General features: G+C 71.5%; 11 protein-coding genes. 7 read left to right on the forward strand and 4 right to left on the reverse strand.

The window, feature by feature from the left end; genetic code table 11:
- Nucleotides 1–94 precede the first annotated feature (94 nt).
- From ACLQ24_RS15675 to ACLQ24_RS15685, 3 genes are all read left to right on the forward strand, one after another.
- On the forward strand, nt 95–898 hold the full coding sequence (locus ACLQ24_RS15675; protein ID WP_425892315.1) for a class I SAM-dependent methyltransferase: 804 nt from the start codon (nt 95–97) through the stop codon (nt 896–898).
- Between the two features lie 510 nt (nt 899–1,408).
- A complete protein-coding gene (locus ACLQ24_RS15680) occupies nt 1,409–6,871 on the forward strand; it encodes a carboxyl transferase domain-containing protein (protein ID WP_425892317.1) in 5,463 nt (1,820 codons plus the stop codon).
- Between the two features lie 301 nt (nt 6,872–7,172).
- Entirely contained in the window at nt 7,173–8,366 is a 1,194-nt protein-coding gene (locus ACLQ24_RS15685; RefSeq protein ID WP_425892319.1) for an endo-1,4-beta-xylanase, read from the forward strand.
- A 45-nt stretch (nt 8,367–8,411) separates the two neighbouring features.
- Here ACLQ24_RS15685 and ACLQ24_RS15690 read toward each other — a convergent pair whose 3' ends face one another.
- Nucleotides 8,412–8,741, reverse strand: a complete 330-nt coding sequence (locus tag ACLQ24_RS15690; protein WP_425892321.1) for an NIPSNAP family protein — start codon at nt 8,739–8,741, stop codon at nt 8,412–8,414.
- An 83-nt stretch (nt 8,742–8,824) separates the two neighbouring features.
- On the opposite strand from ACLQ24_RS15690, the gene ACLQ24_RS15695 reads away from it, so the two are divergent.
- From ACLQ24_RS15695 to ACLQ24_RS15705, 3 genes are all read left to right on the forward strand, one after another.
- Nucleotides 8,825–9,751, forward strand: coding sequence for an endonuclease/exonuclease/phosphatase family protein (locus tag ACLQ24_RS15695; RefSeq protein WP_425892323.1), 927 nt, complete (start codon nt 8,825–8,827; stop codon nt 9,749–9,751).
- A gap of 74 nt (nt 9,752–9,825) precedes the next feature.
- A complete protein-coding gene (locus ACLQ24_RS15700) occupies nt 9,826–10,218 on the forward strand; it encodes a hypothetical protein (RefSeq protein ID WP_425892324.1) in 393 nt (130 codons plus the stop codon).
- A gap of 1 nt (nt 10,219) precedes the next feature.
- On the forward strand, nt 10,220–12,643 hold the full coding sequence (locus tag ACLQ24_RS15705) for a DUF4132 domain-containing protein (protein ID WP_425892325.1): 2,424 nt from the start codon (nt 10,220–10,222) through the stop codon (nt 12,641–12,643).
- Nucleotides 12,644–12,650: 7 nt separating this feature from the next.
- Here ACLQ24_RS15705 and ACLQ24_RS15710 read toward each other — a convergent pair whose 3' ends face one another.
- A complete protein-coding gene (locus ACLQ24_RS15710; protein ID WP_425892327.1) occupies nt 12,651–12,854 on the reverse strand; it encodes a hypothetical protein in 204 nt (67 codons plus the stop codon).
- A 192-nt stretch (nt 12,855–13,046) separates the two neighbouring features.
- Here ACLQ24_RS15710 and ACLQ24_RS15715 point away from each other — a divergent pair, with 192 nt between their 5' ends.
- Nucleotides 13,047–13,316: a GntR family transcriptional regulator gene (locus ACLQ24_RS15715; protein WP_425892329.1), complete on the forward strand. Its 270-nt coding sequence runs from the start codon at nt 13,047–13,049 to the stop codon at nt 13,314–13,316.
- Between the two features lie 17 nt (nt 13,317–13,333).
- On the opposite strand, the gene ACLQ24_RS15720 is transcribed toward ACLQ24_RS15715, so the two are convergent.
- Nucleotides 13,334–13,933 carry a LutC/YkgG family protein gene (locus tag ACLQ24_RS15720; RefSeq protein ID WP_425892331.1) on the reverse strand — a complete coding sequence of 200 codons (600 nt, stop codon included), beginning with the start codon at nt 13,931–13,933 and terminating at the stop codon, nt 13,334–13,336.
- Nucleotides 13,930–15,351, reverse strand: a complete 1,422-nt coding sequence (locus tag ACLQ24_RS15725) for a LutB/LldF family L-lactate oxidation iron-sulfur protein (protein ID WP_425892367.1) — start codon at nt 15,349–15,351, stop codon at nt 13,930–13,932. Before ACLQ24_RS15725 ends, ACLQ24_RS15720 begins: the two co-directional genes overlap by 4 nt.
- Nucleotides 15,352–15,358: the final 7 nt, after the last annotated feature.

Consider the following 15,358-nt stretch of genomic DNA (forward strand, 5'->3'; position numbering starts at 1 on the left):
CCGAGCGCGAAGCCGCCCGACGCATCAACGCCGAACGACTTCTCACTGCGTAGCCGTCCAGTTACCCGACAGTCTCTCAGAGAGGCAGAAGACGATGGCGACCCTGACCAGTGATGGCGCGTACACCTTCGACAACGGCGCACCCGACGCGGTTCCGCAGATGCGGGCGCTGGAGTCCTTCCTGGATCCGATCACGATGCGCCGCCTGGCCCGCCCGGTCCTGCGCCTCGGGTCGACCTGCTGGGAGGTCGGGGCCGGTGGCGGTTCGATGGCCCGGCGGATCGCCCGCGCGGTCGGCGCGGGCGGCAGTGTGCTGGCCACCGACATCGACCCCACCCACCTCGTGGCGCAGGGCAACCTGGACGTACGCCGGCACGACGTGCGCGCCGATCCCCCGCCCGGGGACGCGTTCGACCTGATCCATGCCCGTCTCGTGCTGCTGCACCTGCCCGAGCGTCGACGGGTCCTGCGTACCCTCGCCGGCGCGCTGGCTCCCGGCGGCTGGCTGGTCGTCGAGGAGTTCGACTGCACGACGCCGGTGCGGGTGCTGAACGCGCCGAGCGACGACGCGGCGAAGCTGTTCGCGCAGGTGATGGACACGATGATGGGTGTGTTGCAGGACCACGGCGCCGACCTGGGGTGGGCGCAGGACGTGCACACCGAGATGACCCTCGCCGGCCTGACCGACGTCGACACCATCACCCACGCGCAGAGCTGGGCGGGCGGGTCGACCGGCACGTCGCTCTACGAGACGAACTCCCGTCAGTTGGAGCCGGACCTGCTGGCGGCAGGGCTCTCGGCGCAGCAGCTCAACGTCTTCCGTCGCCTGGTGCGCGACCCGGGGTTCGCTGTCATGTCGTACCACTTCGTCTCGACGCGGGGGCGTCTCGCGGGTTAGACACCGGTGCGGCCCGTCCCGTGTGGCGGGCCGCACACCCTCTAAAGCCTCCTAGGATAGACCCGCGGCGCAACCAGTGCGCCGACCTGGACAGCTCGGTCAGTGAGGGCCGACAAGGTTGCCCGGCAGACTCCGACGGAGAACGAGCGGCCTACGACGAGGGCTTGGCCACTGCGGCCGTTCCCAGGTTCTCCCCACGCCCGCACAGGGACCGCCCGACCTTCTCCTCACTTCGTCCGGTCCTAATCGACGTGGCAATTCTCGTCTGACATCTGACGAAAGCCGCAATTGCGGCCAAAGGGATGTTCGGGTATCCATGCCGAGGATCGGGCAGAGATCTGACACCCACGCCCCGACAGCCAAAAAGTTTTGTGGGGTTCCTACAACGGAGGGACGGTTGGTTCGGCCGTTGCACCATGGCGCTGTCCGCTCCGAGCCGGAAAAGTGATCACTGCCGGGAGCCGTCGTCTCGCGGCACGTACATCATGGTCTACCAAAGGGGTCAGTCGGGTGTTCAACCGTGTCGCCATCGTCAACCGTGGTGAGGCCGCCATGCGGCTGATCCACGCGGTCCGAGAGCTGGCCGCGGAGACGGGCAGCCGGATCGAGACGGTCGCCCTCCACACCGACGTCGACCGCACGGCCGCCTTCGTGCGCGAGGCGGACATCGCGTACGACCTCGGTCCGGCATCGGCCCGCCCGTACCTGAACCTCGCGACGCTCGAGCGCGCCCTGACCGAGACCGGCGCCGATGCCGCGTGGGTCGGCTGGGGCTTCGTCGCCGAGGATCCTGCCTTCGCCGAGCTGTGCGAGAAGATCGGGGTCACGTTCGTCGGGCCCAGCCCGGAGGCCATGCGCCAACTCGGCGACAAGATCGGCGCGAAGCTGATCGCCGAGGAGGTCGGCGTGCCGGTCGCGCCGTGGAGCCGTGGCGCCGTCGAGAACCTCGACGCCGCGCGGGCGGCGGCCGCCGAGATCGGCTACCCGCTGATGCTCAAGGCGACCGCCGGCGGCGGCGGTCGCGGCATCCGCGTGATCACGAACGAGGCCGAACTCGCCGACGCGTACGAGCGCACCAGCCAGGAGGCGGCGCGAGCGTTCGGCAGCGGCATCGTGTTCCTGGAGCGCCTGGTCACCGGTGCCCGGCACGTCGAGGTCCAGGTGATCGCCGACGGTCAGGGCACGGCGTGGGCGCTGGGAGTGCGCGACTGCTCGGTGCAGCGACGCAACCAGAAGGTCATCGAGGAGTCGGCCTCGCCGGTGCTCGATGCATCCCAGGCCGCCGAGCTGAAGACGTCGGCGGAGCGGCTCGCCGTGGCGGTCGGCTACCGGGGCGCGGCGACCGTCGAGTTCCTGTACCACCCCGGCGACCGGCTGTTCGCGTTCCTGGAGGTCAACACCCGCCTCCAGGTCGAGCACCCGATCACCGAGCTGACCACCGGATTCGACCTGGTCAAGGCGCAATTGCACGTCGCGTCGGGCGGCCGGCTCGTGGGCGACCCGCCGGCCGAGCGCGGGCACGCCATCGAGGCCCGACTCAACGCCGAGGACCCCGACCGCGACTTCGCGCCCTCGCCGGGGCGCATCGCACGGCTCGACCTGCCCGCCGGTCCGGGCATCCGGGTGGACACCGGCGTCAGCGAGGGCGACACCATCCCGGCCGACTTCGACTCGATGATCGCCAAGATCATCGCGTACGGGCGCGACCGTGACGAGGCGCTGGGCAAACTGCGGCGGGCGATGGCCGACACCACGGTGATCATCGACGGCGGCGCGACGAACAAGAGCTTCGTGCTCGACCTGCTCGACCAGCCCGAGATCCTCGACGCCAGCGCCGACACCGGCTGGATCGACCGGGTCCGGGGCGAGGGCCGGCTCGTCACGCACCGGCACTCCGCAGTCGCCCTGGCCGCCGCCGCGATCGAGTCGTACGAGGAGGAGGAGCGCGCCGAGCGGCAGCGGCTGCTGTCGACCGCCGCCGGTGGCCGCCCGCAGGTGCAGCACGCCAGCGGCCGACCGCTGGACCTCAAGCTGCGCGGCGTCACCTACCGGCTGCGCGTGGCGCGGGTCGGCGCGCACCGGTTCCGCGTCGGCATCGAGGCGGGCGGCACCGCCCACACGGCCGACGTCGAGCTGGACCGCTTCGACCGGCACACCGGCCAGATCGTCGTCAACGGCATCCGGTACCGGCTGCTCACCGGCACGCACGGACCGACCCACCTAGTCGAGGTGGACGGCGTGACGCACCGGGTCAGCCGCGACGAGGGTGGCGTCCTGCGCTCCCCCATGCCCGCGCTGGTCGTCGCCACCCCCCTGGAGGTGGGCGCCGAGGTCGAGGCGGGCGCGCCGGTGCTGGTGCTGGAGGCCATGAAGATGGAGACGGTGCTGCGCGCGCCGTTCAAGGCCCGGCTCAAGGAGTGCGCCGTCTCGGTGGGCAGCCAAGTGGAGGCCGGTGCGCCGCTGCTGCGGCTGGAGCCGCTCGCCGAGGAGGCGACCGACGCCGTGGCCGGCCCGAGCACCCCCGCCGTCGAGCTCGACCTGCCCGCCGCCGACGACGGTCTGTCGGCGTACGAGCGCAGCAGGCGCGGCCAGGAGGACCTGCGTGGCCTGCTGCTCGGCTTCGACGTCGACCCGCACGACGAGCGCCGCGTGCTCGACGACTACCTCGTCGTACGCCGGTTGGCGGCCGAGGACGGGCATCGGCCGCTGGCCGCCGAGGTGGACCTCGTCGACGTGTTCGCCGACCTGGCCGAGCTGAGCCGCAACCGGCCGACCGGCGAGGACGGCGGCGCCCACGCGCGCAGCGACCGCGAGTACCTCCACACCTACCTGCAGAGCCTCGACGTGGAGCGGGCCGGGCTGCCGGACGCCTTCCAGGCCAAGCTCGCCAAGGCGCTCGGCCACTACGGTGTGACCGACCTGGAGCGCTCCCCCGGGCTGGAAGCCGCCGTGTTCCGGATCTTCCTGGCCCAGCAGCGCGCGTCCGTCGACGCGACAGTCGTGGCGTCGCTGCTACGCGAGTGGCTGCGCGAGACCCCGCCGGACGAGTCGCTGCGCGAGCCCGCCGGTCTGGCGTTGGAGCGTCTGGTGGCCGCCACGCAGGTCCGCTTCCCCGCCATCGCCGACCTGGCCCGCGGCGTGGTGTTCGCCTGGTTCGCGCAGCCGCTGCTGCGCCGCAACCGGGCCCGCGTCTACGCCCAGGTCCGGGCCCACCTGCGACACCTGGACGCCCACCCGGACGCGCCCGACCGCGCCGAGCGCGTCGCCGAGATGGTCCGCAGCACCGAGCCCCTGGTACGTCTGCTCGGCCAGCGCCTCGTCCGGCACCACCTCGACAACACGGTCATGCTGGAGGTGCTCACCCGCCGCTACTACGGCAACAAGGCGCTCGCCCGGGTGCGGACCCGCGAGGTCGCCGACTGCGCCTTCGTGGTCGCCGAGCGCGCCGACTCCAGTGTGGTCTCCGCGGCCGTCCGCTTCGACGGACTGGGCGGTGCGCTGCGCGGGCTCGCCGAGCTGGCTGGCGCCGAGGACTCCGTCGACGCCGACATCTACCTCGGCTGGGAGAACCAACCGGAGGACTTCGACGCCATGGCCGCCGCGCTGCACGACGTGCTGGCCGCCCATCCGCTGCCGGCGCAGGTCCGTCGGCTCACCGCCACCGTCGCGGGTCGCGGCGGGGCGGTCATGCACCACCACTTCACCTTCCGCCCGTCGGGCGGCGGGATGGTCGAGGACCGGCTGATCCGCGGTCTGCACCCGTACATCGCGCAGCGAATGCAGTTGGAGCGGCTGCACAAGTTCGACCTGACCCGGCTGCCGTCGTCCGACGAGGAGGTCTACCTCTTCCAGTGCGTGGCGCGGGAGAATCCGGCCGACGAGCGCCTCGTGGCGTTCGCCCAGGTGCGCGACCTGACCGAGCTGCGCGAGCAGGACGGCCGGCTGGTGGCGCTGCCCACCGCCGAGGACGCGGTCGCGGCCTGCCTCGACTCGATCCGCCGGGCCCAGTCGCGGCGGCCGTCGAAGACGCGCTTCACCACCAACCGGATCGTCGTCTACGTGTGGCCGCCGAGCGAGCTGACCCGCGAGGAGATGGAGATGATCGCCGGGCGCGTGCGCCCGACGACCGTGGGCGCCGGGCTGGAGGAGATCCTGTTCATCGCGCGTCAGCGCGACCGCCGTACCGGCGAGCTGACCAAGATCGCCGTACGGATCTCGTTCGACGCCCAGGGCGGCGCGGAGCTGACCGTCGGCGAGCCGCCGACCGAGCCCGTCGAGCCGCTCGACGAGTACCGACTGAAGGTACTGCGGGCCAGCAGCCGCAACACCGTGTACCCGTACGAGTTGACCGGTCGGCTCGGTGACTTCGTCGAGCACGACCTCGACGACGCGTACGCGCTGGTGCCGGTGGACCGTCCGAAGGGGCGCAACCGGGCCGCGATCGTCGCCGGCGTGGCCACCTCGGCCACCGAACGGCATCCGCAGGGCGTGACCCGGGTCGTGCTGCTCGGCGATCCGACGAAGTCGTTGGGCGCCCTGTCCGAGCCGGAGTGCCGGCGGGTGATCGCCGCCCTGGACCTGGCGGAGCGGATGCGGGTGCCGGTGGAGTGGTGGGCGCTGTCGGCCGGGGCCCGGATCTCGATGACCTCGGGTACGGAGAACATGGACTGGGTGGCGGCCGCGCTCAAGCGCATCGTCGAGTTCACCCAGGCCGGCGGTGAGATCAACATCGTCGTCGCGGGCATCAACGTCGGCGCGCAGCCGTACTGGAACGCCGAGGCCACGATGCTCATGCACACCAAGGGCGTCCTGGTGATGACGCCGGACTCGGCGATGGTGCTCACGGGCAAGCAGTCGCTGGACTTCTCCGGCGGGGTCTCCGCCGAGGACAACTTCGGCATCGGCGGGTACGACCGGGTGATGGGCCCGAACGGGCAGGCGCAGTACTGGGCGCCGAACCTGACCGCCGCGCGGGACGTGCTGATGGCCCACTACGACCACACGTACGTCGCACCCGGCGAGGACGCCCCGCGGCGGGCGACCACCACCGACCCGGTGGACCGGGACATCTCCCCGTTCCCGCACGACGTCGCGGGCAGTCCCTTCCGTACGGTCGGTGAGATCTTCTCCGCCGAGTCCAACCCGGACCGCAAGAAGCCGTTCGACATCCGGACGGTGCTGCGGGCCCTCGCCGACCAGGACCGCCCGGTGCTGGAGCGGTGGGCGGGCATGGCCGACGCCGACACGGCGGTCGTGCAGGACGCCCACCTCGGCGGTATCCCGGTGTGCCTGCTCGGTATCGAGTCCCGGTCGGTGCCGCGGCGGGGGTTCCCGCCCACCGACGGCCCGGACACCTACACGGCGGGGACGCTGTTCCCCCGCTCGTCGAAGAAGGCCGCGCGGGCCATCAACGCGGCCAGCGGCAACCGGCCGCTGGTGGTGCTGGCCAACCTGTCGGGCTTCGACGGCTCGCCCGAGTCGATGCGCAAGCTGCAACTGGAGTACGGCGCGGAGATCGGCCGGGCGATCGTGAACTTTCGTGGCCCTATCGTCTTCTGCGTGATCTCGCGGTACCACGGCGGCGCGTTCGTGGTGTTCTCGAAGGCGCTGAACCCGAGCATGACGGTGCTGGCGCTGGAAGGGTCGTTCGCGTCGGTACTCGGTGGCGCTCCCGCCGCCGCGGTGGTGTTCTCCGCCGACGTGAACGCCCGCACGGCCGCCGACGAGCGGGTCCGCGCCCTGGAGGCCCGCGTCGCCGCCGCGTCCGGCACCGAGCGCGCCGCGCTGACGGCCGAGCTCGACGAGCTGCGGTCCTCGGTGCGGGCGGAGAAGCTCGGCGAGGTCGCCACGGAGTTCGACCGGGTGCACAACATCCAGCGGGCGGTCGAGGTCGGCTCGGTGGACGCCGTCATCCGCGCCTCGGAGCTACGTCCGCGCGTCATCGAGGCGATCGAGGCGCGGCTGAGCGCTTGATCCGCCGCCGGTCCCGCTGAGTGGGGACGGCGCCGACCCATCCAGGTCGGTGCCGTCCCCATTGCCGTTGACCCTCTGCCGCTCGACGCGGCGGCGAAACTTTCATCTGATGACTATCCACAGTCCCGCAGCTCACCCGACTGTTTTCCGGAAATTTTCAGAGTTGACGAGGCCCATCGACGGCCATAATGTTTCGAACGAGTTTCCGGTTCTTCGAAGCCACTCCCCGTGCCCTTTCATCCCGGGCCGCACCCTTCCTTCAAAGATCGACTTTTGTCGATCATTATCGAGAGGCACGCAGATGAAGCCAAGACGGTGGATCAGCGCCGGCGCCGTCGCCGTCGCGACCGCTGCGGCGTTGAACGCGGTTCCGGCCACCGCGAGCCGGCCGTACGACCCGACCACCCAGACGCTCGCGGCCCTCGGCCAGCGCCACGGCCTGAAGATCGGCACCGCGGTCAACGCGGAAGTCCTCAACGACGCCAACGACCCGCGCTACCGCCAGCTCGCCGCCTCGGAGTTCTCCTCGGTCACCGCCGAGAACGCCATGAAGTGGGAGAGCCTGGAGCCCACCCGGGGCACCTACGACTGGACGGCCGCCGACCAGCTCATCCAGTTCGCCCAGCGCAACCGCCAGAGCGTCCGGGGCCACGTGTTGGTCTGGCACAACCAACTGCCCGCCTGGCTCACCAGCGGCGTCGCCGACGGCACCATCAGCAAGCAGGAGCTGCGCGAGCTGCTGCGCAAGCACATCACCGCCGTCGTGAGCCGCTACAAGGGCAAGATCTGGCAGTGGGACGTCGTCAACGAGGCGGTCAGCGACCCCTGGGACACCCCGTCGACGCTGTACTACAAGGGCTTCTGGGCGCAGAACCTGGGCCCGGACTACATCGCCGACGCGTTCCGCTGGGCCCGCGCCGCCGACCCGAAGGCGCTGCTGTTCTACAACGACTACAACATCGAGGCGTTCGGCTCGGGCAACCCGGCCGACGACAAGACACAGTTCGTCTACGACATGGCCAAGGGCCTGCGCGCCAAGGGCGTCCCGATCGACGGCGTCGGCTCGCAGGGCCACCTGGGCACCCAGTACGGCAACTTCGACACCCTCCAGGTGACCGCCGCCCTGAAGCGCTTCTCCGCGCTCGGCCTGGCCACCGCGTTCACGGAGGTCGACGTCCGTAGCCAGATGACCGCAGGCGTCCAGGCCGGCAACTCCGAGGAGATCAACCCCCGTCTGCAGGCGTCGGCCGCCAACTTCAGCGTGCTGATGAAGGCGTGCCTCGCCGTACGCGACTGCCTGTCGTACACCGTCTGGGGTTTCAGCGACAAGTACTCGTGGGTGCCGGACTGGTTCAACGACCCGCCCGAGGGCCTGGCCACCATCTACGACGAGAACTACCAGCCCAAGCGGGCGTACCAGGAGCTGAAGTCGGACCTGATCTTCGCCGGCCCGCCGTACGTCCTGCCGCGCGTCGCGCCCCGACCGCACCGCTGAACCGGCACGGGTCGTGCGGGGTCCACCCTCCCCGCACGGCCCGTGTCAGCGTGCCACGGTCATGTCGTCATCGGGCAGGAGCGGGCGCATGAACGTCCGCTCGTAGCGCACCACGCAGCCCGACTCGTCGCGGATCGCGTCGGCCGCGACGAACTCCGGGTCATGACCGAACCGTGCGCGGTACCGCTCGTACGCCGCCAGGCTGTCGAAGCTGAAGAGGGCCTCGGCCCGGTCGCTGGCGCCCTCGGCGGGCAGGAAGTAGCCGTGGTGCACGCCGCCGTGCCGGGCCACGAGTCGCATCCACGCGCGGGCGAACCGTTCGAACGCCTCGATCTGCGCGGGGTCGATGGTGTAGTGCACGACGCACGTGATCATCGGTCCACCATAGAACTCCGGGCGGCCGGCAGTAGGATCGCGGACACCTCGGCGAAGAGTGCCGCCCTGCTGCCGGAGTCCGCATGTCCGACGATCCGCCCGCCGACACCGACCGCCGCCGGGGCACGACCGTCCCTGGTCGGGGCGGGAACGGCCCGTTCCGCGCGATTCGCCGGGCCCTCGCCGTCGGCTGTCTCGTCGTCGTCGCCGGTGTGCCGGCCCGGCCCGTCCCGGCCTCCCCCGCGCCGACGACCCTGTGGGTGGCGCAGATGAACCTGTGCAACAGCGGTCGCGCCGCCTGCTACACCGGCCGGGCGGCGCCCAGGGCCGCCGAACTGATCAGGGCCGAGCGGCCCGACCTGGTCACCCTCAACGAGATCTGCCAGGACGACGTGCCCACGCTGGAGGCGGTGTTCGCGAAGGTCCACGGCCGCGCGAGAGTCACGTCCGCCTTCCAGGCTGCCGGCGACCGGCCCAGCGGCGCCGACACCCGGTGCCGCAACGGCCGGGCGTACGGCATCGGTCTGCTGGCCCGACTGCCGACGACGGGCGGCCGGTACACGGTGCACGGTGGTATCCACCCGGCGCAGGACCTCGCCGACCCCGAGGAACGACCTTGGCTGTGCGTCCACGTCGACGGCGGGCCCAACGCCTGCGCCACCCACCTGGCGGCCACCAGCCGCAGCGTCGCGCTCACCCAGTGCGGCCAGCTGATCGACGGGACCCTGCCCGCCATCCGTCGGCGCACCGGCTACGCCCCCACCGTGCTGGGCGGCGATTTCAACCTGCGCCCCGACGACGTCGGGTCCTGCGTGCCGCCCGGTCATCCCCGCGTCGGTGACGGGGCGGTGCAGCACATCGTGACCAGCGACGACATCAGCCTGTGCTGCGCCCGGTCGGTGGACATGGACGGGACGACCGACCACCCCGCCCTGTTGGCCACCCTCGTCGTCGGCTGCGCCCGCCCGGCCGATCGGTCCTCGTCGTCCGGTTCGAGGTCCTGCTCGTAGGAGTCGAGTGCCCCGTTTTCGTCGGACGGCCGTGCCATGCTGCCGCTCACCTGAGGGCGAGGAGCACACAACGCATGGTCACGGTGATCGTTCGGGACGAGACGGCGACCGGCAGAGCCGTCGACAGTTGGCCGTTGACGGGTCTGCCGGAGCGCATCTCCGCGCGGGAGCTGGTGCGGCTGCGGGTCCGCGAGGAGGTGGCGCGGTTCAACGCCGAGCGGCCGCGGCACTTCCGGGGCCTGGTGCAGCCAACCGACACGGAGGCCACGCTGAACGGCTACCGGGTCGCCCCGGGCCGGCGACTCGACTGGGAGGCGCAGGCGGATCGGGCCTGTGCCGCGTTCGCCCACAACGGTTTCCTGCTACTGATCGGCGACCACCAGGTCGACGACCTCGACGAGGAGATCGACCTGCGAACCGACCCCGACGTGGCGTTCGTCCGGCTCGTCGCGCTGGTGGGTGGCTGACATGGGTGACTGGACGGCACTGCTCCCCCACCTGAGCGACGCGGACCGGCGGCAGGTGGAGACCGGTCTCACCGAGGCCGACGAACGCATCCGCACGCTGCTGCGCACTGCCAGCGCGAACTACTGGGGGTCGTCGGTGACGAACCTGCCGGAGTGGGCCATCGTCCGGGCGTGGCCGGCTGAGGAGCGCCGCCGGGCCGCCCTGGCCCTGCACCGGGGATCGACATCCGGGATGAGCGGGGTGGTGCCCAACCTCGCCACCGAGGATGTCCCCTTCACGCGGGCGGACCTGCTGTGGTGCCTGGACGTCGTCGCTCGCCGAGGCGGCGTCGACGACGGCACCGACCTGGAGCTACCCGCCCTGATCGCGCCGCGCCTGACGGCCGCCGAGCTGGCCGACCTGGTACCGGCGCTGTCCGCCCTGAGCAGCGAGTTGCTCGACGACTACTTCGTCACGGCGGCGACCCGACGGCGTACCGTCACGCTGTTCGGCCAGGCCATCGACCGCGCCACCGGCAGCCGCCTGCCGGCGTGGCTGCTGCACCACGGGGACGCCTTCGGGCCCACCGTCCGCGCCGACCTGGGGGGCGACCTCGTCGCGCCGGGCGTGCCGGAGCTGCTGGAGCACTGCGCCGCGCTGGACAAACCGGCGGCGACCGCGAAGTGGCTGCGCCGCCTCGACGAGCTGCTCGTGGCCGCGCACGGCGGCCGGCAGGTCGTCCGCCGGCTCCTCGACGCGTTCACCGGCCACGGGCGGAGCGTGCACGACGACACGGACCGTCTCCTGCGCGGGCTGGTCTGGGCGCTGTCCCGCGAGCGCGACGAGCAGGCGACAGAGCTGCTGGCCCGGGCCACCACCAGCGCGGCGTCCGCGCCACGCCAGGCCGCCGGATTCCCGTACGCCCAGCGGACGGCGATCGCGGCGGTACGACTGCTGGCCGACCGGGACGGCGACGTGCCGCTGCGTACGCTGGCCCGCCTCGCGATGACGGTCTGCAACAAGGCGGTGCGGAGCCGGGTCCAGACCGCGCTGACCCAGCTCGGGGCCCGGCGCGGGTGGTCGCTCAGCGAGGTCATGGAGCTGGCCGTCGACGACCACGGTCTCGGACCGGACGGGCGGCTGCGCCGGGCGGTCGGCCCGTACGAGGCGACGGTCGAGATCGTGGGCGAGCGGGCACGCCTGGTCTTCGCCCGCGACGACGTCACCCTCAAGGGCGTTCCGGCGCAGGTGAAGCAGTCCCACGAGGACGATCTCGCCGAGTTGCGGAGCCTGGTCAAGCGGGTCGGCGCGACGCTGGTCAGCGAGCGGCAGCGGGTGGAGGGGCTGCTGTCCGAGGAGCGCGTCTGGTCGTACCCCGACTGGTCGTCGCGCTTCCTCGACCACCCGGTGACCGTGACCTACGGACGGCGTCTGCTGTGGGAGCGCAGCGCCGACGGCCGGCACTGGACGGCCGGTCTGCCCCGGCGGAGCGGCGACGGGTGGGCAATCGTCGACCGGGACGGCCACGCCCTCGCCCACGGCTCGGTCCGGTTGTGGCATCCGGCCCGCGCGGACACGGCCGAGGTGCTGGCCTGGCGCGCGCACCTGGTCGCCGCCGGCCTGACGCAGCCGTTCAAACAGGCGTTCCGCGAGGTCTACCTGCGCACGCCGGCCGAGGAGAAGACCGAGACCTACTCCAACCGCTTCGCCGCGCACATCCTGCGCTACCGGCAGGCCAACGCCCTGCTGCGCGCCCGCGGCTGGCAGGCGGGCTACCTGGGCACGTGGGACGGCGGGTACGACAGCGAGGCCACCAAGGTCTTCGGCGGCGGCGCGTGGCAGGCGTCCTTCCACCACGCGCTCGTCGACGACCCGGAGGAGCGCCGCCACGACGTCGAGTACTGCTCGACCGACCAGGTGCGCCTCGCCCGCCACGACGGGAAGACGTGGCAACCGGCGCGGATCATCGACGTGCCGCCGCTGGTGTTCACCGAGGTCATGCGCGACGTGGACCTGTTCGTCGGCGTCACCTCCATCGCCACCGACCCGCAGTGGGCCGACCGTGGTGAGGACCGCTTCTCCGCCTACTGGCACCGGACGGCGGTGGCCGAGCTGACCCCGTCCGCCCAGGTACGTCGGGACGCGCTCGCGCGACTGCTGCCCCGGATGGCCATCGCCGACCGGGTGGACCTCGCGGAGCGGTACCTGCGGGTGCGGGGCAACCTGCGCGCGTACCGCATCCACCTCGGGTCGGGCAACATCATGATGGAGCCCGACGACAGGTACCTGTGCATCGTGGCGGCGCGTCAGCAGACCGGCCGCCTGCACCTGCCGTTCGACGACGACGCCATGCTCGCCACGATCCTGTCCAAGGCGATCATGCTGGCCGCCGACGACCGCATCACGGACCCCACCGTCCTGAGCCAACTCCGACGCACGGGCTGAGTAAGGATCAGCGCTTCTGGAACATCACGGCTGCCATTGCTGCTGTCAGCGCGATCGCCCAATCAAGCTGCGGGCAGTCGTCGCGACCTCTGCACTCCAGACAACCACCAACCTGCCATGGCCGGCCGAGCGCCCGGGTCCAGTGCGCGTCGAGGACCCGCTTCGCCATGAACATCTCGGTCGCCCTGGACACCGGTTCGTCGATCGGCACAGATAGCACCTTCCCAACGATCTGTGGGTCCCACCTGAGGGCGTCGTGCCCCTCAGGTGGGCGTGCGGCCGAGACCCAGGAGTTTGCCGAAACCAGGGAACCCGACCCGAATGCCAACATATTCCTACTTGTAGGAGTAGGTCAAGCCAAGGCTATTGGCGGATCATGAAACTTGTTGGAGCAGGTCCATTCGTGATCGAATTGGAGCGCCGAAACCAGGGGACCTACGGAGATCGACTCATGCCGACCGAGCGAGTGGATTACCGGCGCATCGCCAACGAGATAGCCGAAAAGATCAAGTCCGGAGAGCTTGCGCCGGGCGAGAAGTTGCCGTCCACGCGGGAACTGGCCGAACAGCACGGCGTGCACATCTCCACGATCAACCGGGTCATGACGATCCTCAAGGATCGCGGCCTGGTCGAGGGACATCCCGGTAAGGGCGTCTACGTCGCCGAAGGATGATTCGACGCCGGCCCAGTTCAGGGCAGTAGGAGGATGTGCAGGCGGCGGGGGCCGTGTACGCCCTCGACGCGGATCAGCTCGATGTCGCTGGTGGCCGACGGTCCGCTGATCCAGGTCAGCGGGCGCTGCGGCGTCAGCCGCGCGATGGCCTCCGGCACGGTGGCCACGACCTGGTCGGCGCGGACCACGCAGATGTGCAGATCCGGCAGGAGGCTGAGCACGCGGCGTCCCTGGTCGGGTGAGCCGTCGAGGATGACCGTGCCGGTCTGGGCGACGGCGACGGCGGCGGCCGTGACGACGCCGTCGGCCCCGCCGATCCGCGCGTGGTCGAGGCCGTCGTCGGACAGCGCGGTCACCGCCGGCGGCAGCCACCCGGGCGGCAGACCCGGGGGTACGACGATGGTGCCGTTCGTCGGCAGGATGTCGGCGATCGTGTCGGCGACGGCGGCTTCGGGAACCCGGTGCACCTGCGCCCGGTAGTCGGTCAGCCGCTGCGCCAACTGGTCCAGGTCCGCGTCGGCGGTCCGCCGGTAGTCGCGCGGCACCGGCGTCGGGGCTTGGGCGCCGACGCCGAGCGCGGCGCGCAGTCGGCCGAGGACGAGGTCACGCGAGGTCACCGGTCGGCCCACCATTCGCGGAACGTCTGCGCCGGCGGCTCGGGCAGGTCGCGGCTGGCGGTCCAGCCGTTCAGCGGCGGGGGCAGGCCCCGCCCACGCCGACCGGCGAGCCGGCTCAGCCGGGCCGCGCCCTGCCCGGCCGCGTACAGCCGGGGTCGGTCCATCGTGTACGCGGCGGCGGCCATCGCGATCGACTCGGCCGTGGGCCGCTGCCGCGCCTCGACGGCCTCGGCGCGCAGGTGCACCAGCAACTCCGGGATGTTGATCTTCACGGGGCAGGCGTCGTAGCAGGCGCCGCAGAGCGTCGACGCGTACGGCAGGGACGCATTGTCTTCGATGCCGGTGAGCTGCGGAGACAGCACTGCCCCGATGGGCCCGGGATACACCGATCCGTACGCGTGCCCGCCCGCACGCTCGTAGACCGGGCACACGTTGAGGCAGGCCGAGCAGCGGATGCACCGCAGCGCCTGCCGACCCACCTCGTCGGCGAGCACCGCGCTGCGCCCGTTGTCCAACAGGACCAGGTGAAACGCCTGCGGCCCGTCGCCGGGGGTGACGCCCGTCCACATCGAGGTGTACGGGTTCATCCGCTCCCCCGTCGACGCCCTCGGCAGGAGTTGGAGGAAGACCTCCAGGTCACGCCAGGTGGGCACCACCTTCTCGACGCCCATCACGGTGATGAGGGTCTCCGGCAGGGTGAGGCACATCCGGCCGTTGCCCTCGGATTCGACCACGGCGAGGGTGCCGGTCTCGGCGACGGCGAAGTTCGCGCCGGACACCGCCACCGGCGTACTCAGGAAGGTCTCGCGCAGGAAGCGGCGCGCGGCGGCCGCCAGGGCCGTCGGGTCGTCGGTGAGCGCGGGGTCGACGCCGGGCATCTCGCGCAGGAAGATCTCGCGGATCTCGGCGCGGTTGCGGTGGATCGCGGGTACCAGGATGTGGCTCGGCCGGTCGTCGCCGAGCTGCACGATCAGCTCCGCCAGGTCGGTCTCGACGGCGGTGATCCCGACGACGTCGAGGGCTTCGTTGAGGCCGATCTCCTGGGTCGCCATCGACTTGACCTTGATGACGCGGTCCGCGCCGGCCGCCGTGACGAGGTCGGTGACGATGCGGTTGGCCTCGATGGCGTCCGCCGCCCAGTGCACCACACCACCGGCCTCGGTGACCTTTTCTTCGAGCTGTTCCAGCAGCTCGGGCAGGCGGTGCAGGGTGTCGACCTTGATGGCCGCGCCCGCCACGCGCAGCTCTTCCCAGTCCGGCTGCTCGGCGATCACACCCGCGGACTTGGCCCGGATCGTCGTCGTGGCGTGCCGCAGGTTCCGCCGCAGTTGCGGGTCGGCCAGGCTGCGCCGCGCGGCGGTCGGGAACGACTCGTCCCCGCGCAGGTGCCCCACCCCGCTCGGCGCGGTCGCCGGCATGCCGAGG

This window comes from Micromonospora sp. DT4, assembly GCF_049841675.1.
In the GTDB taxonomy this organism is placed as follows: Bacteria; Actinomycetota; Actinomycetes; order Mycobacteriales; family Micromonosporaceae; genus Micromonospora.

Excerpts from the sequence above, each read along its gene's own strand:
- ACLQ24_RS15675 (WP_425892315.1), top strand. The coding sequence starts at position 95 with ATGGCGACCCTGACCAGTGATGGCGCGTACACCTTCGACAACGGCGCA.
- ACLQ24_RS15685 (WP_425892319.1), top strand. The coding sequence starts at position 7,173 with ATGAAGCCAAGACGGTGGATCAGCGCCGGCGCCGTCGCCGTCGCGACC.
- ACLQ24_RS15690 (WP_425892321.1), bottom strand. The coding sequence starts at position 8,741 with ATGATCACGTGCGTCGTGCACTACACCATCGACCCCGCGCAGATCGAG.
- ACLQ24_RS15695 (WP_425892323.1), top strand. The coding sequence starts at position 8,825 with ATGTCCGACGATCCGCCCGCCGACACCGACCGCCGCCGGGGCACGACC.
- ACLQ24_RS15700 (WP_425892324.1), top strand. The coding sequence starts at position 9,826 with ATGGTCACGGTGATCGTTCGGGACGAGACGGCGACCGGCAGAGCCGTC.
- ACLQ24_RS15705 (WP_425892325.1), top strand. The coding sequence starts at position 10,220 with ATGGGTGACTGGACGGCACTGCTCCCCCACCTGAGCGACGCGGACCGG.
- ACLQ24_RS15725 (WP_425892367.1), bottom strand. The coding sequence starts at position 15,351 with ATGCCGGCGACCGCGCCGAGCGGGGTGGGGCACCTGCGCGGGGACGAG.